Raw genomic sequence first — 24,520 nt, forward strand, 5'->3', positions numbered from 1 at the left:
TTGCGGCCGTACGCCGCCCGTTCCGCCGTACCGCACACCCGTCGCCCGGTACGGAATCCAGCATGAACCCGAGTTCACGAGGACAGCTGCCCAGATGCCTGCGAACGAGTCCCCGAAGCACACCCCCGAGCCGTCCCTGACGACCTCCGGGGGCGTCCGGGCCTGGCTGGCATCGGCCGTCGCCGAGGCGGCCGGGACCGACCCGGCGGACGTCGATCCGCACCGACCGCTGGCCGAATTCGGCCTCGGATCACGCCAGTTGGTCACCCTGGCCGCCGAACTCGGTACGCTGACGGGCCGCCTCCTGGAGCCGTCCCTCGTCTTCAACCACCCCACCATCGCAGCCGTCGCGCAGGCCGTCTTCGAACCGCAGCGGGCGGAAACGCCGTTGCCGAGTGCGGCCGTGGAGCGGACCGGCCCCGGCGACGACGTGGCGATCATCTCCATGGCCTGCCGCTTCCCCGGCGGCGCCGAGGATCCCGAGGCCCTGTGGCGGCTGCTGACCACGGGCGAGGACGCCATCTCCGAGGTTCCGGCGGGCCGTTGGGACACGAGCGGCCTGTACGACCCCGACCCCGAGGCCGTCGGCAAGGCCTACACCCTGCGCGGCGGCTACCTCGACGGCGGCATCGACCGCTTCGACGCGGCCTTCTTCGGCATCTCCCCGCGCGAGGCCGCCGCCATGGACCCCCAGCAGCGGCTGCTCCTCCAGACCACCTGGGAGGCGATCGAACGCGCCGGAATCCTCCCGGAGTCCCTGAACGGCAGCTCCACCGGCGTCTATCTCGGCCTGTACGACAGCGGCTACCTCGCAGCCGCCTCGCTCACCCAGCTCGACGGACACGTCGGCACCGGCTCGGCGGCCAGCGTGGCCTCCGGACGCATCGCCTACACCCTCGGCCTGCAGGGGCCGGCGGTGACCGTCGACACCGCCTGCTCGTCCTCACTGGTCGCCCTGCACCTGGCGGCGCGCGCCCTGGCGAGCGGCGAGTGCGATCTCGCCCTGGCCGGCGGGGCCACCCTGCTGGTCACCCCGCGCGGCCACGTCGAGTTCAGCAGGCTGCGCGGGCTGTCCCCGTCCGGGCGGTGCAGCCCGTTCTCCGCCGACGCGGACGGCGTCGTATGGGGCGAGGGCTGCGGTCTCGTCGTGCTCAAGCGGCTCGCCGACGCGCGCCGGGACGGCGACCGGATCCTGGCCGTCGTCAAGGGCTCGGCGATCAACCAGGACGGCCGCAGCCAGGGCCTCAGCGCCCCCAACGGCCCGGCACAGGAACGGGTGGTGCGCGCCGCGCTGGACGCGGCCGGGCTCACCCCGCACGACCTCGACCACGTCGAGGCCCACGGCACCGGCACCCGGCTCGGCGACCCCATCGAACTCCGCGCCCTGGCCAACGTGTTCGGCCCCGACCGCCCGGCCGGCCACCCCCTCGGTGTCGGCTCCCTGAAGTCCAACATCGGCCACACCCAGGCGGCCGCGGGCATCGGCGGCGTCATCAAGACCGTCCTCGCGCTCGGCCGTGAACACATACCGGCCTCCCTGCACGCCGAGCGCCTCACCGACCAGATCGACTGGACCGGCAGCGGACTGCACGTACAGAGCGCCGGACAGGACTGGCCGCGCACCGCGGACCGGGTGCGCCGGGCGGGGGTCAGCGCCTTCGGAATCAGCGGCACCAACGCCCACGTGGTCCTGGAGGAGGCACCGGAACCCGCCACCGCCGACGCCCTCGAAGAGGAAGCACCGGAACCCGCCACCGCCGACGTCCTCGCGCACGAAGCACCGGAACCTGCCACCGCGGACACCTCCGCACAGCAACCCGCCCCCACCCTCTTCCCGCTCTCCGCCCGCAGCCTCCCCGCCCTGCACGGTCAGGCCGCCCGGCTGCTCGACGCCCTGGAGACATGCCCGGAGCTGCCGCTCCCCGCGGTCGCCGCGACCCTCGTCCACCACCGCACCCACTTCGACCACCGGGCCGTCGTCCGGGCCTGCGACCGCACCCGGCTCGTCGACGCCCTGCGCGCCCTCGCCGACGGGCACCCCGACCCCGACCACACCACCGGGCCGCAGCGGACCGCCCCTGCCGGCAAGCTGGCCTTCGTCTTCCCCGGCCAGGGCAGCCAGTGGGCCGGCATGGCCCGCGACCTGCTGGACCGGGACCCGGTGTTCGCCGACGAGCTGGACCGCTGCGACGCGGCGCTGCGCCCGTTCACCGAGTGGTCCGTGGCCGCCGTGCTGCGCGGCGACGCCGGCGCCCCGTCCCTGGACCGCGTGGACGTCGTCCAGCCCGCCCTGTTCGCCGTGATGGTGTCGCTCGCCGCTGTGTGGCGCGCCCGGGGCATCCGCCCGGACGCCGTCATCGGACACAGCCAGGGCGAGGTCGCCGCGGCCTGCGTCGCCGGCGCACTCAGCCTCAACGACGCGGCCGCCGTCGTCGCTCTGCGCAGCCAGGCCCTGACCGACCTGTCCGGCAACGGCACCATGGCCGTGATCGCGCTGCCCCACGACGAGGTCCGGGCCGAACTCGACGGACCCGTCTCGGTCGCCGCCGTCAACAGCGGCCGGGCGACCGTGGTCGCGGGCGCCGTCGAAGCGGTCGAAGCGCTGCTCGCCCGCCTCGAAGCGCGCCAGGTGTTCGTCCGCCGTCTCGACGTCGACTACGCCTCCCACAGCGCCCAGGTAGAACCGGTCCGCGAACGGATCCTCGACGAACTCGACGGCGTGACCACGTACCCGACGGACATCGCCTGGTACTCCACGGTCACCGCCGAACCGGTCACCGAGGAACTGGAGGCCGGCTACTGGTACACCAACCTCCGCGAGACCGTCCGCTTCGCGCCCACCGTCGAGCGCATGCTCGCCGACGGCTACCGCCACTTCGTGGAACTGAGCCCCCACCCGGCCCTGCTCACCGCGCTGCGCACGCTCGGCGAGGACACCGGCCACGACCTGACCGCCGTCGGCTCGCTGGGCCGCGAAGAGGACGGCCCCGCCTGCCTGGACCGGGCCGCCGCCGAACTCCACGTCCACGGACGGCGGATCGACTGGCGCCGCCTGGTCCCCGACGGCGACACCGCCGACCTGCCCACCTACGCCTGGGACGCGCAGCGCCACTGGATCGAACCGGAGACCGTCACCGGTGGCCCGGCCCTGTTCGACCAGGCCGCGCATCCGCTCCTCGGCATCCAGCTCCAGTCCGCCGACGAGACCCGCTGGACCTTCCGCAACGAGTGGTCCCCGGCCACCGCCGACTGGCTCCCCGACCACACCGTGTTCGGCCGCACCGTGGTCTCCGGCACCACCCTGATGGAGCTGTGCCGTGCCGCGCTCGCCGTGGCCCGCCCGGACGACGCGGCCGACGTCACCGACCTCCTCCTGCTCAGCCCCCTCGTCCTGCCCGGCACCGGCACGGTCGAGGTCTCCGTCGAGGTCGTCACCGCAGGTCCCGTACCCGAGATCACCGTGCACAGCCGCCCGCGCGGCCAGGACGCCCCCGGCTGGACCCTGCACGCCACCGCGTCCGCGGCCGAGTCCACCCCGCTCACCGCGGGCCGCCCGCCTCAGTGGCCCGAGACCGCCGAAGAGGCCTGGACGGAGGAGACGTACGACCGTCTGGCCGGCCACGGTCTCGGCTACGGGCCTGCCTTCCAGGGCGTACGGTCGGCGGTCACGACCGGCGACGGAGAACTCCTCGCCCGGCTCTCCCTGCCCGCCGGCGCCCGCGACGCGGCCGACCCGTACCCGGTGCACCCGGCCCTGCTGGACGCCGCTCTGCACGTCACCGCCGCCTTCGGAGCGGCCGACGGACGCGCCCTGCTCCCCGTCGCCGTGGGCCGCTGCGTCCTGCCCCACGGCGGCGCGGGCGACCTGACCGCACGGGTGCGGCGCACCGGCGACGCCGACTCGGACCTCACCCTCGACGTCACGCTGTGGGACGCCGACGGCCTGCCCGCCGGACGCCTGGAGGCCGTACGCCTGCGCGCCGCCGCCCCGGCCGACCTCGACGCAGGTTCGGAGAACGCCCGGCACCTGTACGAGGTGGCCTGGACGGCCCTCACCGAGGAGCCGCCCGCCGCCGCGCAGGACCTCACCTGGACCCTGGCAGGCGACCCGGCCGGCCCGAAGGCGGAGGCCGCTCTCCAGGGCCTCGCGCTGCGCGAGACGGGCGCCGACGTCGCCGTACGATTCTGGCCGCGCCCCGACGAACCGATGTCCGGAGCCCACGAGTTGGCGGCCACCGCGCTCGCCGAGCTGCAGCGGCTCATCGCGCTCCCCGAGGACCGGACGCCCGCCCGGACCGTGTGGGTGACCCACGGCGCGATCGCCGCCGCCGACGGCGACCCGGTCGCCGGATACGCCCAGTCGGTGCTGTGGGGGCTGGCCCGCAGCGCCCGTGCCGAGCACCCGGACCTCGGGCTGACGTTGCTGGACCTCGACGGCGGCGACCCCGCGTCCGCGCTCGGGGCGGCGGCAGGCCTGGCCGAGGAACCCGAACTCGCCCTTCGCGAAGGGGCTTTGTTCGTCCCGCGGCTGGTGCGTGCACGCCCCGACCGACACGAGCAGGGCCGGGCCGGTCGGCTCCCCACGGACGGGACCGTCCTGATCACCGGCGGTCTGGGCGCCGTCGGCCGGCACATCGCCCGTCTCTTCGCCAGGCGAGGCGTTCCCCGGCTCCTGTTGACGGCACGCAGGGGTGCCGAGGATCCCCGCGCGGCCGAGACGGTCGCCGAACTGGCCGCGCTCGGCGCCACGGCCGAGGTCGTCGCCTGCGAGGTCACCGACCCGGCCGCCGTCGCCGACGTACTCGCCCGGGCCGGCGAGGAGTTGCCGCTGCGCGGTGTCGTGCACTGCGCCGGGATCCTCGACGACGGGGTCGTCGCGGAGCTGACGCCCGAGCGGCTGGCGCGGGTACTGCGACCCAAGGTCGACGGCGCCCTCCACCTGCACCGGCTCACCGCCGACACTCCGCTGGACCTGTTCCTGCTGGTGTCCTCGGCCGCCGGCGTCGTGGGCAACGCGGGCCAGGGCAACTACGCGGCCGCCAACGCCTTCCTCGACCAACTTGCCCACCACCGGCGGGCCCTGGGCCTGGCCGGCAGCTCGATCTCCTTCGGCGCCTGGGCCGGTGAGGGCCTCGCCGCGGCCCACGCCGACCTGGAGCGCATGGCCCGGCTCGGCCACCGGGCGCTCACCCCGGAGCAGGGCCGTGATCTCGTCGCGCTGGCTCTGCCGCGCACCGCCCCGCACCTGGTGGCCTGGGCCCTCGACCTGCCCCGTCTGCGCCAGTCGGACGCGGCCGGCACCGCCCTGTGGCGCTCGCTGCTGCCCGCGCCGCGCGGCACCGGGTCAGACGCCCTCGCCGACCGCCTGGCCAGGCTGCCCGAGCCCGAGCGGGCCGAGCGCGTCCTCGCCCTGGTCCGTGACGAGGCCTCCCGCGCCCTCGGCCTGCGCTCCGCGGAGTCCGTACGCCCCGACCAGCCGCTGCGCGACCTCGGCATGGACTCCGTCACCGCGGTCGAACTGCGCAACCGCATCGGGGCCCGCCTCGGCACCCGCCTGCCCGCCACCCTCCTCTTCGACCACCCCACCGCCGACCGGCTCGCCGAGTACCTGCTCGCCACCGTGCTGGGGCGCACCTCGGGCAAGGCCCAGGTCCAGCAGGCCCGGGCGACCGCGCCCGCCGGCGACGAACCGATCGCCATCGTGGCCATGGCCTGCCGGCTGCCCGGCTCGGTGAGCGACCCGGACGGCCTGTGGCGGCTGGTCGCCGAAGGCCGGGACGCGGTCGGCCCGTTCCCGGCCGGACGCTGGGACGTGGAGGCGCTCTACGACCCCGACCCGGACGCCCTCGGCAAGTCCTACGCCCGCGAGGGCGGCTTCCTGGACGACATCGAGTCCTTCGACGCGGGCTTCTTCGGGATCACCCCGAAGGAGGCCGCTGCCATGGACCCGCAGCAGCGGCTGCTGCTGGAGACGGCCTGGGAGGCGCTGGAGCGCGCCGGAATCGTGCCCGCCCGGCTCGCCGGCAGCACCACCGGCGTGTACGTCGGCATGTTCGGCAGCGACTACCTGGCGGGCTCCCGCCTCGACCAGCTCGACGGCTACGTCGGCACCGGCTCGGCGCTCAGCGTCGCCTCCGGCCGGCTGGCGTACGCGCTCGGCCTGCACGGCCCGGCCCTGACCGTGGACACGGCCTGCTCGTCCTCCCTGGTCGCGACGCATCTGGCCGCCCAGGCCCTGCGCGCCGGGGAGTGCGACCTGGCCCTGGCCGGCGGGGTGACGCTCATGGTGACCCCGCAGACCTATGTGGAGTTCAGCCGCCTGCGCGGCTTGTCCCCGTCCGGCCGCTGCCGGTCCTTCTCCGACGACGCCGACGGCGCGATCTGGGCCGAGGGCGCGGGCATGCTCGTCCTGAAGCGGCTGAGCGACGCCGAGCGGGACGGCGACGAGGTGCTCGCCGTACTGCGCGGCACGGCCGTCAACCAGGACGGCCGCAGCCAGGGTCTGTCCGCGCCCAACGGCCCGGCCCAGGAACAGGTGCTCCGCCGCGCGCTGGAGCTGTCCGGGCTGGCACCCGCCGACCTCGACTACATCGAGGCCCACGGAACCGGGACCACCCTCGGCGACCCGATCGAGGCCAACGCCCTGGCCGAGGTCTTCGCCGGCTCCCGCCCCCAGGACCGTCCGCTGTACCTGGGGTCGCTGAAGTCCAACATCGGCCACGCGCAGGCCGCTTCGGGCGTCGCCGGGCTGATCAAGGTCGTGCAGTCGCTGCGCCACCAGACCCTGCCCCGCACCCTGCACGCCGGCACGCCGAGCCGGCACGTCGAGTGGGACGGCAGCGGGCTCCACCTGCTGCAGGAACCGGTCGCCTGGCCGGCGACGGAGGAGCGGGTGCGACGGGCCGGGGTCAGCGCCTTCGGTATCAGCGGCACCAACGCCCACGTCATCGTGGAAGAAGCTCCCGCCAGGTCGCGGCAGGAACCGGAACTCCCCGACGGGAAGCGGCTGTTCCTGCTCTCCGGACGCAGTGAGGCCGGTCTGCGCGGGCAGGCGGCCCGGCTCGCCCGCCACGTCACCCCCCACACCGCCCTGCCGGACGTCGCCCACACCCTGGCCCGGCACCGCAGCCACTTCGACTGGCGCACCGCTCTCGTCGCGCGTGACCGCGACGAACTGCTCTCCTCCCTCAAGGCGTTGGGCGGCGGACGCAAGCCCGTGCCCGCACCCCGCGAGGACCGGACCGGCAAGGTCGCCTTCGTCTTCGCCGGGCACGGGGGCCAATGGACCGGCATGGGCCTGGAGTTGCTGTCCCAGTCCGAGGCCTTCCGGACGGAGCTGACCCGCATCGACGCCGCCGTCGAACGGCAGGCCGGCTGGTCGGTGCTCAACGTGCTGCGCGCACCCGAGGAGTTCTCCCCGCTCGACCGCACCGAATACCTCCAGCCGGTCCTGTTCGCCGTCAACGCCGCACTGGCCGCCGCCTGGCGGGAACTCGGCGTCACCCCGGACGCGGTCGTCGGCCACAGCCTGGGCGAGATCGCCGCCGCGTACAGCGCGGGCGCCCTCACCCTGGACGATGCCGTCACCGCCGTCACCGGGCGGGCCGCCGCGGTCGTCCCGCTCGTCGGGCAGGGCGGCATGCTCGCCGTGGAGCTGCCGCTCGCCGACGTCGAGGAGCTGCTGGAGCCCTACGCCGGCCGGCTGTTCGTCGGAGCCGTCAACGGTCCCGGTGCCACCGCCGTATCCGGCGAGGCGGACGCGCTCACCGCACTGCGTCGCCAACTGGAGGAACGGGGCGTCTCCACGCGCGTCCTGTCGACGCCGTTCGCCTCGCACACCCCGCTCATGGAACCGCTGCGCGCGGAACTCCTCGACCGCTTCTCCGGCATCCGGGGCACCCGCACACCGACCCCGCTCTACTCGTCGGTGCTCGCCGAACCCGTCACCGGGGACGGCCTGGACGCCGCCTACTGGTTCGACAACCTGCGCCGGCCGGTCCGCTTCGCCGACACCGTCCGCCGGATGCTCGACGACGGCTACCGCTACTTCGTGGAACTCAGCCCGCACCCCTCGCTCACCGCGTCGATCGAGGCCGTCGCCGCCGAGGCCGGGATCGACGCGGTGGGCATCGGCTCACTGCGCCGCGGCCGCGACGGGCAGGACGTACTGCTCGGCAGGCTGGGGGAGTTGTACGAGGCCGGACACACGCCCGACTGGACGGCGCTCTTCCCGCACGGCCGCCGCGCCGACCTGCCCACCTACGCCTTCGCCCGCGAACGCCACTGGCTCGCCCCCGTCCAGGCCACCTCCACCGGCGGCTCACCGCTGCTCGGCACCCACGTCCAGGCCAGCGACGAACCCGGCCGGGACCTCTTCCAGAGCGAGATCGACCTGAACGACAGCCGCTTCGCCTACCTGACCGACCACCAGGTCACGGGCGAGGTGTGGCTGCCGGGCGCCGCCTTCCTGGACCTGGCGCTGGAGGCCGCGACCACGCTCGCCGACGGCGACGAGGTGCAGCTGGCCGACGTCCGGTTCGTCCAGCCGCTGCGACTGGACGCCGACCGGCCCGTGCGGCTGCAACTGGTGCTGCGACCCGCGCAGGACGGCTCCCGGGAGTTCTCCGTCGCCTCGGCTCCCGCCGGTGCGCGCCGGCCGCGGTGGGAGCGGCACGTGACCGGGCGCATCGCCCTCACTCCGGAGCCGATCGCCCTCACGGCGGAGCCGGCGGCGGACGCGGGCAAGGAACTCGCCGCGCTGCGCGAACGCTGCACCGAGCGCGTCGACCTGCCCGCCGTGTACGCCGGTCTCGCCGCCCTCGGCATCGACTACGGCCCCGCCTTCCGGGGCCTGGCCGAGGGGCACCGGGACGGCGGCACGACAGCGGTGGCCCGCCTGGCCGCCCGGCCCGCCGCCGGCCACCTCCTGCACCCGGCCACGCTCGACGCCTCCCTCCACACGGCCGCGCTGCCCGCGGCCGCCCCGCAGGGCCGGGCGTTCGTGCCCGCCGGTGCCGGACACGTACGGTTCACCGGACTGCGCACCGCACCCGCCTGGGTGAGCTGCGACCTGCGCGCGGTGGACGGCGACACCGCCCTCCTCGACCTGCGCCTGTGGGACGAGGACGGCCAACTCGTCCTCGCAGCGGACGAGTTCCGGCTCGCCGCGCTGTCCCCGCTGGACGGCGCCCTCTTCGAGGCCCGCTGGCAGCCCCGCCCCGCGGCACAGGAGCCGCCCGCCGAGGGCAACTGGCTCATCGTCGCCGACGAGACCGGAGTCGCCGACGAACTCACGGACCGGATAGGCAACTTGGCGCCGCACGTCGTCGCCCGCCGGGGCACCGCGTACGGCGTCGAAGGCCCCGGACGCTACGTCCTCGACCCGGCCGACCCGGCCCAGTGGGCCCGGCTCCTGGACGAGGCCTTCGCGGACGCGCCGCCCGAGCGGGTGGTCCAGCTGTCCGCACTCGACGCCCCACCGGTCTCCGACGACCGCGGCGCCGAAGAGGCCGCCCGGCTCTGCTGCCTGACCACCCTGCACCTGGTGCGGGCCCTCACCGAGCGCGAGCGGCCCAAGGGCCGGACACCGCGCCTGTTCGTCGTCGTACGCGCCAGCCAGGCCGCCGGTGACAGCACCGAGGTGACCCGGCCGCAGCAGGCCCTCGCCTGGGGCTTCGGACTCGCCGTGGCCCAGGAGCACCCGGAACTCGCCACCACGCTGATCGACCTGCCCGCCGAGGGCGGCGCCGAGGCGCTGTGGACCCAGCTGTGGCACGCCGACGACGAGCGTCTCGTGGCGCTGCGCGGCACCGGTCGGCTCGTCCCGCGCCTGGCCCGTACCCGCCCCGACGACGGCGACCACCCCGAGCTGCCCGACGGCGTGCACCTGATCACCGGTGGTCTGGGCGGCCTCGGCCGTGTCGTCGCCGAGCGGCTGGTGCGCCGGGGCGCCCGGCGGCTCGCCCTGCTGAGCCGCGGCACGCCCGACACGGCCGCCACCGCCTGGATACAGGGCCTCGAACAGCGGGGCGTCACCGTGCACCTCGCCCGCGCCGACGTGGCCGATCGTGCCGGACTCACCGCCGCCCTGGACGCGCTGCGCCGCGAGGCGGGCCCGGTCTCCACCGTGGTCCACGCCGCCGGTGTCCTGGACGACGCCACCCTGGCGAACCTCACCGAGGAGCGCGTCCGGCGCGTCCTCGCGCCCAAGGTGCTCGGCACCGCGCTGCTCACCGAACTGGTCCCGGAGGCCGGGAACCTGGTCCTGTTCGCCTCGGCGGCCGGTCTGCTGGGCTCGGCCGGGCAGAGCCCGTACTCGGCGGCGAACGCCTTCCTCGACGCCTGGGCGCACCACCTCTCCCGGACCGGCCGACGGGCGCTGAGCCTGGACTGGGGTGCCTGGGCGGGCGTCGGCATGGTCGCCGAGTCCGGCACCCGGGCCGCCGAGACCAGCCGCTCCGGCCTGGTCGCCTTCTCCCCGCAGGACGGCGGCGAACTCTTCGAGCGGGTGCTGACCACCACCCGCCGCCAGCTCGCCCCGATCGCCCTCGACTGGGAGCTGCTGGCCCTCGACCCGGACGCGGCACGCAGCCGCCCGCTGCTCGCCGACCTGGTGACCGCCCCGGCCGGTGGCGCGCACACCGACGACCTCGTCAACAAGGTGTTCGCGGCCGCCCCCGGGCAGGAGCGCACCGAGTGGCTCGAAACCTACGTACGGGCCCGGGTCGGGGAGGTCTCCGGCGGTGCCGTGGACGTGTTCGCCACCACGGCCCTGAAGGAGCTGGGCCTGGACTCGCTGATGCTGGTCCGGCTGCGCAACGCGTTCGCCCGCGAGCTGGGCGTCGAACTCCCGGCCGCCGACGTGTTCTCCGCCGCCGACGTCCGCGGCCTCGCCCGCACCCTCGGCGAGGCCCTGCCCGAGCGCGCCGCACCTGCCGAGCGGGCCGCCTCCGCCGAGGAGGCCAACAGCTCACCCGCGCAGGACGTGCCCGAGACCGAACTGCGGCCCGCCACCCGGGATGTCGTACGACTCCTGCGCAGCGCCCAGCCGGACATGCCCGACGCGGCCCACGGCGTCGGCCTGGCCGTACGGCTCAGGACGCCGACCACCGAGGAAGCCCTCAGCGGCATCCTGGACCGGCTCGCCGCCCGCCACGCCGCCCTGCGCACCGCCGTCGTGACCGGCGACGAGAGCGGCCGGCAGCTGCGGGTGGACCGCCGGCCGCCCACCCCGCTGCTGCGGTGGACCGAGGCCACGGAGGTGGACGCCGCCGAACGGCTGCGGCTGCTCCTGGAGCCACCGTTCGACCTGGCCGTCCCGCCGCTGTGGCGGTTCGAACTCGCCGACGGCGGCCCGCAGGGCCAGATCCTGGTGTTCGGCGCCCATCACGCGGTCAGCGATCTGCAGTCCCTGCTCCTCGTGGCCGCGGAGATCGACGCCGAACTCTCCGGCACCCCGCTGGACGGCACCGTCACCAACCGGGACATCGACCTGCTGATCGAGGCCCAGCAAGGCGGCGGCGAAGGCCCCGGCGAGGACTGGCGCGCGGCCTTCGAGGGCAGCGAACGGCTCGACCTGACCCTGGCCCGGCCGCGCCCCGAGACCCGCTCCTACCGGTCCGGCAGCGTCACCGTGACCGTCCCGGACGGTCTCATGGAGCGGGTCTCGGCCGCCGCGAGCGCTCTGGCCGTCACGCCCGCCGCGTTCTGCCTCGGCACCCTCACCGTGCTGCTGGCCAGGAAGCGGGAACGCGAGCGGTTCGCGCTCGCCGTGCCCGTGGACACCCGCATCCACGCCGACGCGTACGGCGCGGTGGGCTTCTTCGGCGTCCCCGTGCCCTTCCCCGCCGAGGCGAGGGCCGGGGAGCGGATCGCGGACGTGCTGGTCCGCACCGACCAGCGCCTGCAGCGGATCCTGGCGAAGGGCGCCATGTTCTCCGATGTCCTCGCCACGCTCGCCCGGCAGGGCCTGCACCGCGCCAACGCACCGCTCGTCGAGGTGTACTTCAACTACGTCCGCTTCTCGGGCCGGTTGACCAGTCTCGAAGTGCTGCCTGCCGGCGTCGGCCACACCGACCTCGACCTGATGATCACCATGACCCCGGACTCGGGCACCGTCCGCCTCGACCACAACCTCGACATCCTGGACGCGGACACCGTGACCGAACTCGGCGAGGAGTTCCTGGAGCTGGCCGCGCAAGCCGCCGAGGACGCGACCGTGGTCGTACGCGAGAGCGCGATGGCCGTTCAGCAGACACCGGCCGAGGGACCGCGTCTCGCCCTCGCCGCCACCTTCGCCCTCGGCAACCTGCCCCTGATGTGCGAGGCGGCGCTGGAGGACGAGCGGGCGACGGTCGCCGAGGCGCCGTACCACCAGGTGCTCGCCGCCCTCCAGGACCCCTCGGGCGTCCTAGCCGATCCGGCCACCACAGTGGGCGTCGTCCTGCTGCGGGCCGCCGACCTGGAGCGGTTCGGACCGGTGGACGACACGGTCCTCGCCGAACTGCGCGGCGCCTACCCGGCCGCGCTGAAGTCCCTCGCCGAACGCACCCGCAGGCCGCTCGTCGTCGGCGTCCTGCCGACCGCCCGAGCCGATGACCGCCTCCTCGACTGGGAGCGCGGGATCGCCGCCGACCTGGCCGAACTGCCCGGCATCGCGGTGCTCGGCCCGGACGAGTGGACCCGGCATCACACCGTCGAGGACCGCTTCGACCAGCGCACCGAGCGCCTCGCCCACCTGCCCTTCACCCCGGCCTTCCAGGCAGCCGTGGCGCTGCGTCTGGCCGAGGTGGTACGGGCCGTACGGCGCCCCGCGCCCAAGGTGATCGCCGTCGACGGCGACGAGACCCTGTGGGGCTCAGTGGCGGGCGAGGCCGGGCCCGAGGCGGTGGACCTCACCGGCCCGCGCGGTCGGCTGGCCCGCAGGCTGCTGCGGTGGCGGGAAGCGGGCGCGCTGCTGGCACTGGTCAGCAACAACGACGAGGCCACGGTCCGGGCCGTCCTGGACCGGCCCGACAGCCTGCTGAAGGCCGAGCACTTCAGCGTGGTCTCCGCCGCCTGGAACCCCAAGCCGGACCGCCTCGCCGAGGCCGCCCGCACCCTCAACCTCGGCCTGGACAGCTTCCTGTTCCTGGACGACAACCCGGTCGAGATCGCGAAGATGCGCGCGGCGCACCCGCAGGTGCTGTCCGTGACCTGCCCGCCGGCCGCCGAACTCGACACGTTCCTGGGCCGGTTGTGGCCGCTCGTCCCGGTCGCGGCGACCGCCGAGGACGCCCTGCGGGCCCGGTTCTACGCACAGGAACGCGAGCGGGACGCCGTCCGCGAGGGCGCCGGGTTCGAGGAGTTCCTCGCCCAGCTGAACCTCGAGGTCGACATCCGCGAGCTGACGGACGCGGACGTCGAGCGGGGCGAGCAACTCGTCCGCCGCACCAACCAGTTCACCCTGCGCGCCCGGTCCGCCGACGGAGGCGACCTGGCCCGGTGGCGGGAACGGGGCGAGGCGTGGACGGCGGCGGCCCGGGACCGGTTCGGCGACTACGGCCAGATCGCACTGCTCGCGGTCCATGCCGACGGGGACCAACTCGACGTGCTCGCCTGGCTGATGAGCTGTCGCGCCCTCGGCCGGGGTGTCGAGGAGCGGCTGCTCGGTTGGCTCGCCGACCGGGCCGAACAGCTGGGCTGCGCCAAGATCCGGCTCACCGCCGAGCGCACCCCGCGCAACGCCCCCGCCCGCCGGCTGCTCGCCGCGCTCGGCGGCGGCGACCCGGACGACGAACGGCTGGACGTCGTGACCACCCCCGAACACCTGCGGGCCTTCCGCTCCTGGGAGCAGCAGTGAGGAACAAGACCGAGCACAACGCGAAGGGCTCTCATGCGTGACGTGAACGAGGAGTCGGCCTACGCCGGCCGGCGGGGGATCGCCGAATCGATCGAACGGGGCGGCGGCGGACTCGGCGTGGCCGACCTGCTGGCCAAGGTGCGGGCGGCGGGCACCGAGCCCGAGCCCGCCCCGGCCCCGGCGCCCGACCTGCCGGGCCTGACGGCCATCATCACCGCCGCGGCCGGCCGCCATCTGCCCTCCGGCCGGCTGGCGCCCGACGCCGACTTCTTCGACGCGGGCGGCACGTCCGTCGGCGCGGTCGAGCTGGCCGCCGAACTGGAGGCCGAGCTGGGCATCGAGATCGACCTCGACGAGGTCTTCGCGGACGCCCGCCCGGCGAGTCTGGCCCGAAGGTGGCTCCTGCTGGTCGAAGCGGCGACGACACCGACGCCCTCCGCCGCGCCGGCACCTCTCGCCACGGCACCGGGCATCTCGGCACCGGGTGTCTCTCAGGCCGCGGGCTCCTCGGCCTCGCCGGCACCCGTCGCCGCTGCACCCGCGGCCCCCTCGACCGCGTCGGTGGCTTTCGACGCACCGGGCGTCTCCCAGGACACGGCACCCTCGGCCGCGCCAGCCGCTTTCGCCGCGCCCGGCGTCTCCCAGGACGCGCTCCCCTCAGCCACCCCCACCCCCCTCGCATCCCCGGCGCCCGCCCCCCACACCCTCCCCATCCCGTCCCCCCGCACCCCACCCGCCGTACCCACCACCCCCTACCGACCCGAGGCCCCCCACTCCCGCGCCCGCCAGGAAGACCTCGACCAGATCCTGGCCGACCTCGCCCTCGCCGACCGGCTGCCCTTCGCCGACGTACCGGAACCGCTGGCGCCGCGCCGGATCCTGCTGACCGGTGCGACCGGGTTCCTGGGCAGCCATATGCTGCTCGACCTGCTGCGGCACAGCGACGCACATGTGTACTGCCTGGTCCGCGCGGCCGACGAGGCGGCCGCGACCGAACGGCTCGGCGCTCAGCTGCGCAGCTACAAGCTGCCGTGGTCCTCGGAGATACGCCGGCGCATCACCGTGCTGCCCGGCGACATCCGCAGCCCGCGTCTCGGCCTCACCGACGAGCAGTGGCACGCCCTCGCGTACGAACTCGACAGCATCGTCGGTGTGGCGGCCGCCGTGGACTTCCTGCGCGGCTACCAGTCGTTGAGAAGCAGCAACGTCCTCGGTGCGCTCACCCTCGCCGAACTCGCCGCGACCGGCCGGCCCAAGCCGCTGCACCACATCTCGTCCATCGCCGTGTTCAACGAGGTCGGCATCACGTCCATGGGCGAGGACGACCCTCTCGCCCACGTCGACCGGCTCATCTCCGGCTACGACCAGTCCAAGTGGGCCGCCGAGGTCGCGCTGCGCCGGGCACGCGACCACGGACTCGTCGTCACCGCGCTCCGCCCGGGCGGCATCGGCGGCCACACGAAGACCGGCGCGTACAACCCGCTGGACCTGAGCAGCGGCCTGATCTCCGCCTTCGGCCGCTTCCGCACCGTACCGGCGTTCCGCTACCTCAACGCGGCCCCCGTCGACTGGGTCAGCCGGGTCGCGGTCGCCGCGATCTGCGAGCCCGACGCATGGGGCTTCGACTACAACCTCACCGGCGTGCCCAACACCCTGGACGACGTGGTACGGGACATGGCTCTGGGCGGCATGCACGTCCGCGTGAAGGACTGGGACGAGTGGCGCACCGACACGCTCGCCCGACTGCAGGCCGAACCCGTGCCCGAACTCGCCTTCCTCTCCCGGGTGTTGCAGAGCCCCACCGCGCTGAAGCTGTGCGAGGCCACGCTGCAGGGCCCCGCCGCCGACGCCGACCGTACCGACGCCCTGGTCGCCGCCCTCGGCCTCACGCCCGCCGCCCGGTACGACGCCCAGGCCCAGCTGAAGACCTTCGAGAAGCTCGCCGACGACGGCCTCGCCCGCCTCCCGCACAAGGACGACCAGCCCTACCTCTGGTTCGCCGAGACGACCGAGGGCACCGTCGGCCCGGTCGGAGCCGCCGCCGAGACCCCGTGCTCGATGGCGCTCACCCTGTCCATCGCCAGCATGTACCAGCTGGTCAAGGAGCGCCGCGTGGACGTCACGGGCGAGGTGACCTGCCCGGCGGTCCACCCGGAGCCGCTCACCGTGGAGCGCGGCGACGTCTGGGTCCGCCCCGAGGAGGGCATCCCGCTCCAGCACGGCCTCCGTCACCAACTCCTGCGCTACCGCCTGAGGTTGCGCGACGCGGACGGCGGTCTGTGGTGGCTGGAGGGCCGTAAGTACGCGCGGGCCCGCCGGGACCTGTGGCGGCAGACGCGCGCGCTCACCGTGGAGATCGGCCGCGAGGGCGAGGCCGCGAGCCTGCTGGGCGAGGTCGTCGTACCCGCCGATTCCTACGTCCGCGACCAGATCGACGGCATCAAGGTGGACCCGCGCCTGACCGGTCAGGAGAAGCGGGCCGCCAAGCTGACCTGGCTCGCCTGGTTCGGCCTGGAGATGGGCCGCGGCCTGCTCGCCCCGTTCGCCCGGGCCGCGGCGGACCTTCTCGACCTGCGCCGCACCCCCACCCTCACGGAGCACCACCGATGATCTTCAGGACCACCCCCTCCCGGACGGCCCGGCCGGCGCTCCGCAGGGTCCGCACCACCGCGGCCCTGCGCCCCCTGCGCCACCGCCTCGACCCGTCCCGCGTCGAGGAGATCCCGTTCCGCACGAGCGACGGCGTCCGCCTCGGTCTGACCCGCGTCGACACCGGGGACACCGGCCGGCCCGCCGTGCTGCTCCTGCACGGGCACACCGCCTCCGCCGACATGTTCCTGCTGCCCGAGACCCGCAACCTCGTGGACGCGCTCCTCGACGACGGCTACGAGCCCTGGCTGCTGGACTGGCGGGGCAGTTGCCGGCTGCCGTACAACGAGACCGGCCGGCGCTACACCTACGACGACGTGGCGCTGTACGACATCCCCGAGGCCGTCGCCCACATCCGCGATCGCATCGGCGAGCGCCCGCTGTTCGTGGTCGCGCACTGCATCGGCTCGCTCACCCTGTCGCTGAGCATGACGGCCGGGCTGGTGCCGGGGCTGGCCGGCGTGGTCTCGCAGGGAGTCTTCCTGACGCCCAGGCTGGCGGGGCGGACGTCGCTGCGGATGTCCGTGGCGGGGGAGTTGCTGAAGACCCGGATCGACCACATCCCGGTCGACTTCCGCAAGGTGGGCCTGTGGTCGAAGTACACCCCGCTGTTCGCCCTGGCCGCCCGCAAGGCGAGCTGCCCCGATCCGACCTGCCAGATCCTGCACCACTCGGCCTGGGGCACGGGCGCCTCGCTCTTCGTCCACGAGAACCTGGCCGAGGCCACCCACGACCGGCTCGCCGAGCTGCTCGGCCCCGCCCCGCTGTGGATCCTGCCGCACCTGCGCCGGATCGAGCTGGCCCGCAGCGTGGTCCGCTGGCACGACACCGACCACCGCTACCGGGCGCTGCCGCAGAACGCCCTCGACATGGCCGCCCGCATCGACGCCCCCGTCCTGCTGCTCTCGGGCAGCGAGAACGGGCTGTGGCTGGACTCGCAGCGGCTCTGCCACGAGGTGCTGGCCCGCCGGCAGCCGCAGCTCGACGTCTCCTACACCGAGATCCCGGGCTACGGTCACCTGGACACGTTCCTGGGCCGGGGCGCCGCCCTCGACGTCTTCGGTCACATCCTCGAATTCCTCGGGGAACGCCGGTGACGGCGGGGCGCGCGGCCGGTTACCGTACCGGGCAGTAACCGAAGCGCACCCAGGAGGCCCCCATGCCGCAGCTCGACGTCGACGGAGCCGTACTGACGTACGACGACGAGGGCCCCCGTGACGGCGCCGACGTGCCCGTGGTGTTCGTGCACGGCTGGACCGCGAACCGGCACCGCTGGGACCACCAGTTGGCGCACTTCTCGGCCGGCCGGCGGGTGATCCGGCTGGACCTGCGCGGGCACGGCGAGAGCACGGGGGCCGGGGTGCGCACGATCGCGGAGCTGGCGAAGGACGTCCTCGCCCTCCTCGACCACCTGGAGGTGGAGCGGTTCGTGCTGGTCGGCCACTCGATGGGCGGGATGATCTCCCAGACCATCGCCCTCTCCCACGCGGAGCGGGTGGAGCGGATGGTGCTGGTCAACTCGATCGGGCGGATGACCTACAACCGCGGCCGGGGCCTGCTCATGGCCGCCTCCACGCTGGTGCCGTACAAGCTGTTCGTCGCGACCAACATCCAGCGGGCCTTCGCCCCGGGGTACCCGCGCGAGGAGGTCCGGGAGTACATCCGCTCCTCCGCCGGCACCCCGCGCGAGGTCGTCATGACCCTGTACGGCGCCATGCGGGCCTTCGACCTCCTCGACCGGGCCGGTGAGATCGCCACGCCCACCCTGATGGTGCACGGCTACCACGACATCCAGCTGCCCGTGCGGCAGATGCTCCGGATGGCGAAGGCCTACCCGAACGCGGTCGTGCGCATCATCGACGCGGGTCATGAGCTGCCCGTGGAGAAGCCGGCCGAACTCACCGCGGCGCTCGACTGGTTTCTGACTGCGAAGGCCTAGCGCGGGAGCCGCTTGGCGAAGTTTTTGCCCGTGGCCGGTTCCTGCCGGGCCGGCCCGGTGCGACGGCGGTTCTTCGATTTCGCGCGGGCAAAACGCGGCCGAAACCCTGAGGGAGTGTGGGCCGTCCGTGTGACACCCGCGTTGACCGTCGCGAGCGCCTGACGGAGGCTCGTCACATAGGTGCTCGATACAACTGGTTCGGCGGTTGCCCTCTGTCCACCCGGAAAGCACAGGTGAGCGGGGGGACGGCCGCGGGCCGGAGGCAGGAGGTAGCGCATGTGCGGCATCACCGGATGGGTCTCCTTCGACCGTGACCTGACCAGCGAGTCCACCGCCTTGCATGCGATGACCGAGACGATGGCCTGCCGCGGCCCGGACGACCGGGGCACCTGGGCCGAGGGCCCCGCCGCCCTGGGCCACCGCCGCCTTGCGATCATCGACCTCCCCGGCGGCCGCCAGCCGATGTCCGTCCGCACCCCTGAGGGAGCCGTCGCCCTCGTCTACTCAGGTGAGACGTACAACTTCACCGAACTCCGCCGCGAACTCACCGACCGCGGCCACCGGTTCACCACCGACTCCGACACCGAGGTCGTCCTCCACGGCTACCTCGAATGGGGCGACGCCGTCGCCGAGCGACTGAACGGCATGTACGCCTTCGCCGTGTGGGACGCCCGCCACGATCGGCTGGTGATGATCCGTGACCGCATGGGCATCAAGCCGTTCTACTACCACCCGACCCCGGACGGCGTCCTGTTCGGCTCCGAACCCAAGGCGATCCTCGCCAACCCGCTCGCCCGGCCCCGCGTCGCCCTGGACGGCCTGCGCGAGCTGTTCACCATGGTCAAGACCCCCGGACACGCCGTGTGGGACGGCATGCACGAGGTCGAACCCGGCACCGTCGTGACCCTTGACCGCACGGGTCTGCGCACCCGCGTCTACTGGCGGCTGGAGACCCGACCGCACACCGACGACCGCGGCACCACCATCGACACCGTCCGCTCGCTCCTCGACGACATCGTGCGCCGCCAGCTGGTCGCCGACGTCCCGCGCTGCACCCTGCTCTCCGGCGGCCTCGACTCCTCGGCCATGACCGCGCTCGCCGCCCGGCAGCTCGCCGAGCACGGCGAGAAGGTCCGCAGCTTCTCCGTCGACTTCGTCGGCCAGACCGACAACTTCGTCGCCGACGAACTGCGCGGCACCCCGGACACCCCGTTCGTGCACGACGTGGCCCGGCTCGCCCGCACCGACCACCAGGACATCGTCCTGGACGCCCAGTCCCTCGCCGACCCGGGCGTGCGCGAGAAGGTGATCCGCGCCCGCGACCTGCCGGCCGGCTTCGGCGACATGGACACCTCGCTGCTGCTGCTCTTCCGTGCCATCCGCGACCAGTCCACGGTCGCCCTGTCCGGCGAGTCCGCCGACGAGGTCTTCGGCGGCTACCTGCAGTTCTTCGACGAGGAGGCCCGCCGCGCCGAGACCTTCCCGTGGCTGGTGCACTTCGGCCGCCACTTCGGCGACGACGCCGACGTGTTGCGCCCCGACCTGGCCAAGACCCTGGATCTGGAGGGATACATCGCCGACGGCTACCGCACCGCCGTCGCCGCCATCCACCGCCTGGACGGCGAGAGCGACTTCGAGTACCGGATGCGGCAGATCTGCCACCTGCACCTGACCCGCTTCGTCCGCATCCTGCTCGACCGCAAGGACCGCATGAGCATGGCCGTCGGCCTGGAGGTCCGGGTGCCGTTCTGCGACCACCGGCTCGTCGAGTACGTCTACAACACGCCCTGGTCGCTGAAGTCCTTCGACGGCCGGGAGAAGAGCCTGCTCAGGGAGGCCACCGCAGACCTCCTGCCGCGGTCGGTGTACGACAGGGTCAAGAGCCCGTACCCGTCCACCCAGGACCCGCGGTACGCCCGCGCCCTGCAGGTCCAGGTCAAGGACCTCCTCGCCCGGCCCTCCCACCCCGTCTTCGGCCTGGTCGACCGCGAGCGGGTCCGGCAGGCCGCCGAACGCGACACCCCCGTCAACACCCAGGTGGCCCGCCGCGGCCTGGAGCGCGCCCTGGACCTCGCCCAGTGGCTGGACCTCTACAACCCGGAACTGCCCCTCGGCTGAGGCCCCGACACCGGATCCTCCGCTCCCCGGACGAGGCCGGGGGCCTGGTCCGCGGCTCCCTGGAACTGGCGCTCTGGTGAGGCCGGGGTCTGGTCTGCGACTTCGTGGAGTCGGCGCTCTGGTGAGGTCGGGGTCTGGTCTGCGACTTCGTGGAATCGGCGCTCTGGTGAAGCCGAGGAGTTGGTCCGCGGCTCCCTGGAGCCGGCCCTGAGCTGAGGGCTGGGGCCCGTCCGGGGCTCCCGGAGCTGGCCCTCAGCAGAGGCCCCGTGCTCGTCCGGGTCTGCCTGGAGTTGGCTTCCGGCTGTGGGGCCGGGTGCCGGTTTGCGGCGTCTTGGAGTCGGTCCTCAGCTGTCGGGTGCGGTGCCGGTTTGCGGCTTCCTGGAGCTGGTCCTCAGTCGTGGGGTCCGGTGTCGGCCCTGGGCTCCCTGGAGCTTGGCCCTCAGGCGAGTCCAGGTGCCTGTCCGGGGCTCTCCGGAGCTGGCCTTCAGCTGTGGCTCGGCGCTGGTCTGTGGCTCCCTGAAGCCGGCCTTCAGCCGTGGCCCGGTGCCGGTCTGCGGCCGGCTCTCCGGAGCTGGTCTTCAGTCGTGGCCCGGTGCCGGTCTGCGGCTCTCCGGAGCCGGCCCTCAGCCGAGGCTCAGTGCCCGGTCCGCGGCCGTCGCCGTCGGCTGCCACCACGTGGTCACCGGCTCCCACACCCGGACCTCGCTGCCGGTGCCGAGCTGTGCGGCGGTGAAGGCGCGGCCCCACTGGGAGGCCGACGCGGCCACCGTGATCGCGTCCACCCGGCGGGCCTCGGGGTCCGCCGGGTCGGCGATGGTGCGCAGGGCCGCGTAGGCGGTCTTTCCGGCGCCGAGCCGGTACGTGCCGCTGCCGCCTTCCGGCACCGGCAGTGCGGCCCCGTCCAGGTCGCCGAAGGTGACCGTGGGCACCCGGTCGACGACACAAGCCCGGGCGGTTCGGTTGGTCACGCTGACCCGCACCACGGCGGGTTCGCCGGACGCGGCCTTCGCCCGCAGGCTCAGCGCCTTCTCGGTGCAGCGGGCGGGCTGGGCGTGCCCCGCGGCCGCCTGGCTCGGCGGCGCGGTGAGCAGCAGGGCCGCCGTGGCGGCGGAGGCGGCAGGTACGGCGATGGCGGCGCGGATGCGCATGGCGGGTTCCCCCTGTCACGGTCACGTACGGGTACGGCGGGCCGAGGCGCGCCTGCCGTACCCAGTGTGACGTCCGGGCCGGCGGGAGGTTGTGCCGGAATCGCGCCTGATACCCGTTTGCACTGCTCCTGTTGTCAATTAGTGGTGTTCGTGGTGGATCTCCAGGTGTTCCCGTCCGCGGGGCAGGAGCTGCCGCTCGGCGGCAGGGTGCCGTACAGCAGGAAGTCGTTGACCTTGCGGTGCACGCACGTGGACGACGAGTAGCCGGTGTGTCCGTCGCCCTTGTTGTCGAGCACCACGGCGGAGGAGCCGAGCCGCCCGGCCGTCTCCTCGGTCCAGCGGTACGGCGTCGCCGGGTCGCCGCGCGTGCCCACCAGCAGCATCTTGGCCGAGTCGAGGTTCTTGACCCGGTCGCGGATGAAGTTCGTGCCCTTGGGGCGGCCGTAGCACATCAGCAGCTGGGTGAGCCGGAAGCGGCCGAAGACCGGCGACGCATGGTCGTAGGCGGCCTGGAGATCCTTCAGGTCCCTGGTGATCTGCGCTTCGCTGGGCCGGTCGGGGTCGTCCGCGCAGTTGATGGCCATCAGCGCGGCCGGCAGGTTGTCCGCCGGGATGTCCTGGGTGTCCACGAGCCCGCCGTCCCGCCTCGCGCCGTCCTTGCCCTTCCCCTGGCCGCCCAGCCGGACGGGCACGGCGAAACCGCCGCCGGAGGTGAGGCTGAGCAGCCGCCGCGTGTCACCGTCCTCGACCAGCGAGACGAGCGCACGCTCCAGGGAGGGCCACATCTCCTTGCTGTACAGGGCCTGCCCGATGGCGCCCACCAGGTCCTGTCCGGAGAACGTGCCGCCGAAGTCCGTGGGCACCGGGTTCTCGTCGAGCGAGCGCACCAGCTGGACGACCTGGTCCCCGGCCATGCGCCGGTCCTGACCGAACGGGCACGCGATGTCCGTCGTGCACCAGTCCAGGAAGTCGTCGAGCGCGGTCTGCTGCCCCTCGGCGCCCGCCAGGCCCTGCTCGGACAGCGGCTCGGTCAGGGTGTCCACGCCGTCCAGGGCCATCCGGCCGAGGTTGTGCGGGAACTGCGCCGCGTACACCGCGCCGAGCCGGCTGCCGTAGGAGAAGCCCAGGTAGTTGAGCTTCTTGTCGCCGAGGGCCTGGCGGATGACGTCCATGTCCCGGGCGGAGTTCACGGTGCCTATGTGCCGCAGGACCGGGCCGGAGTTCCTGGCGCACTGGTCGGCGGCCCGCCGCAGCTTCTGCAGCAGGGCCTGGGGATGGCTGATGTCGGCGTTCTGACCCATCGCCGCCGAGGCCTCCTCGGTGCCCTGGCCGCAGCTGACGGGAGAGGAGCGGCCGACCCCGCGCGGATCGAAGGTGACCACGTCGTAGCCGTTGGTCAGCTCCATGAACTCCTTGCCGCCCCCGGAGAGTTCGGGGACGCCCGCGCCGCCGGGCCCGCCGAAGTTCAGCAGCACCGAGCCCCGCGACTTACCGGTGGCCCGGTACCGGGCCAGGGCCAGGTCGAGGGTGCCCGCGTTCGGGTGCTCGTAGTCGAGCGGGACGGTCACCTTCGCGCACTGGAGATCTTTCGGCATGTCCGGGCCCTCGCAGGCCGCCCAGGACGGCTTCTGCCGGTAGAAGCGGGACAGGTCCGGCTGCGGCTGGTCGGCGGCGGTCGCCGCGGGCAGCCCGGACCCGAGCAGCGCCAGCGTGAGGGCTCCGGCGCCCGCGCAGCGCCGCACGGCGGGCCGTGTGGACAGCTTGACCAGCATCGATCGCCTCCCGGGGCGCACCCGCCGCGGACCGGGGCCGCGCCCTCGCTCACCATAAGCGGGCCTTGTGCGGGTCGCCTCCGGGCGAGCGGGGCCATGTCCGATGATCTATTCTTCGCGGCTTCCGTAATGATCAATGATCTTTCGATTACTTTGCGTGCGGTTCGAATGATCATGTCACTCGACGGGGTGAAAGGCCGATAAGCCATAACTCGGATGGTTCGTCTGCGTTTTCTGGGGTGCGGGTGAGTGCCCGCGACGAAGTCTGGAAGGCAGGGAAAGCTATGAGACGGGCTACCCGAAACGGTGTGATCGCCGTCGTCGCCGCCTCCGGCGCGATGGCCGTGGCGATGCCGGTGTCCGCCGCCTTCGCGGCCGACGGGGCTGCCGCCGACGGTTCGGCGGTCGGCTCGCCCGGTGTGCTCTCCGGCAACACCGTCCAGCTCCCGGTGCACGTCCCGGTGAACGTGTGCGGCAACACCGTGAACGTGGTGGGGCTGCTCAACCCCGCGGCCGGCAACGCCTGCGCGAACGGTGGCGGTGGCGGCACGGGCGCGTCGACGTCCGGCGGCGCGTCGGCGCAGGGCGGCACGAAGGACTCGCCCGGTGTGCTCTCCGGCAACGGTGTCCAGCTCCCCGTCCACGTGCCGGTGAACGTCAGCGGCAACTCCGTGAACGTCGTCGGTGTGGGCAACCCGGCCACGGGCAACCATTCGGCCAACACCCACCACCCGGCACCGACCCCGAAGCCGCCGGCCCCCATCAAGTCCCACCCGCGCACTCCGCACCCCGCCGCGCAGCCGCCCGGGGCCACCCTGGCCCACACCGGAAGCGACCTCACGGCCCCCGCGGTCGCCGGCAGCGCCGCCCTCCTGCTCACCGGCGCGACCCTGTACCGCCGCTTCCGCCCCGGCCGGGACCGCTGACCCCCCACACGCACAGAGCGGCCCCGCCGGACGCCGGCCCGGTGGGGCCGTCGGCGTGGGCCGGTCCGGGATCACGTCCGTCGCGCGCTGCCAACTCGGCTCGTAGCAGCGCAGCTTGGGCTCGGTAT

The 24,520-nt window shown here is 73.9% G+C and carries 8 protein-coding genes; 6 read left to right on the plus strand and 2 right to left on the minus strand.

Features of this window, described 5'->3' with window-relative positions:
• Positions 1 to 94: 94 nt before the first annotated feature.
• From ACFY3C_RS36750 to asnB, 5 genes are all read left to right on the plus strand, one after another.
• Entirely contained in the window at positions 95 to 13,840 is a 13,746-nt protein-coding gene (locus ACFY3C_RS36750) for an SDR family NAD(P)-dependent oxidoreductase (protein WP_390773916.1), read from the plus strand.
• A gap of 33 nt (positions 13,841 to 13,873) precedes the next feature.
• Positions 13,874 to 16,450, plus strand: a complete 2,577-nt coding sequence (locus tag ACFY3C_RS36755; RefSeq protein ID WP_390773917.1) for a thioester reductase domain-containing protein — start codon at positions 13,874 to 13,876, stop codon at positions 16,448 to 16,450.
• A complete protein-coding gene (locus tag ACFY3C_RS36760) occupies positions 16,447 to 17,586 on the plus strand; it encodes an alpha/beta hydrolase (protein WP_390773918.1) in 1,140 nt (379 codons plus the stop codon). The genes ACFY3C_RS36755 and ACFY3C_RS36760 overlap by 4 nt, the downstream gene beginning before the upstream one ends.
• A 62-nt stretch (positions 17,587 to 17,648) precedes the next feature.
• Positions 17,649 to 18,428, plus strand: a complete 780-nt coding sequence (locus tag ACFY3C_RS36765) for an alpha/beta fold hydrolase (RefSeq protein ID WP_390773919.1) — start codon at positions 17,649 to 17,651, stop codon at positions 18,426 to 18,428.
• A 276-nt stretch (positions 18,429 to 18,704) separates the two neighbouring features.
• Complete coding sequence (gene asnB, locus ACFY3C_RS36770) at positions 18,705 to 20,546, plus strand: asparagine synthase (glutamine-hydrolyzing) (RefSeq protein ID WP_390773920.1); 1,842 nt, start codon at positions 18,705 to 18,707, stop codon at positions 20,544 to 20,546.
• Positions 20,547 to 21,169: 623 nt separating this feature from the next.
• Here asnB and ACFY3C_RS36775 read toward each other — a convergent pair.
• Positions 21,170 to 21,694, minus strand: coding sequence for a DUF4232 domain-containing protein (locus tag ACFY3C_RS36775; protein WP_390773921.1), 525 nt, complete (start codon positions 21,692 to 21,694; stop codon positions 21,170 to 21,172).
• A gap of 134 nt (positions 21,695 to 21,828) precedes the next feature.
• Positions 21,829 to 23,466 (minus strand): alpha/beta hydrolase, encoded by a 1,638-nt coding sequence (locus ACFY3C_RS36780; RefSeq protein ID WP_390773922.1) that lies wholly within the window; start codon positions 23,464 to 23,466, stop codon positions 21,829 to 21,831.
• A gap of 308 nt (positions 23,467 to 23,774) precedes the next feature.
• Between ACFY3C_RS36780 and ACFY3C_RS36785 the strand changes: the two genes are divergently transcribed.
• A complete protein-coding gene (locus ACFY3C_RS36785; RefSeq protein ID WP_390773923.1) occupies positions 23,775 to 24,392 on the plus strand; it encodes a chaplin in 618 nt (205 codons plus the stop codon).
• The last annotated feature ends 128 nt before the right edge of the window (positions 24,393 to 24,520 follow it).

This window comes from Streptomyces sp. NPDC001410, from assembly GCF_042895235.1.
Taxonomy (GTDB): Bacteria; Actinomycetota; Actinomycetes; order Streptomycetales; family Streptomycetaceae; genus Streptomyces.

Coding starts and splice junctions, on each gene's coding strand:
- ACFY3C_RS36750 (WP_390773916.1), top strand. CDS start 95: ATGCCTGCGAACGAGTCCCCGAAGCACACCCCCGAGCCGTCCCTGACG.
- ACFY3C_RS36755 (WP_390773917.1), top strand. CDS start 13,874: ATGCGTGACGTGAACGAGGAGTCGGCCTACGCCGGCCGGCGGGGGATC.
- ACFY3C_RS36760 (WP_390773918.1), top strand. CDS start 16,447: ATGATCTTCAGGACCACCCCCTCCCGGACGGCCCGGCCGGCGCTCCGC.
- ACFY3C_RS36765 (WP_390773919.1), top strand. CDS start 17,649: ATGCCGCAGCTCGACGTCGACGGAGCCGTACTGACGTACGACGACGAG.
- asnB (WP_390773920.1), top strand. CDS start 18,705: ATGTGCGGCATCACCGGATGGGTCTCCTTCGACCGTGACCTGACCAGC.
- ACFY3C_RS36775 (WP_390773921.1), bottom strand. CDS start 21,694: ATGCGCATCCGCGCCGCCATCGCCGTACCTGCCGCCTCCGCCGCCACG.
- ACFY3C_RS36780 (WP_390773922.1), bottom strand. CDS start 23,466: ATGCTGGTCAAGCTGTCCACACGGCCCGCCGTGCGGCGCTGCGCGGGC.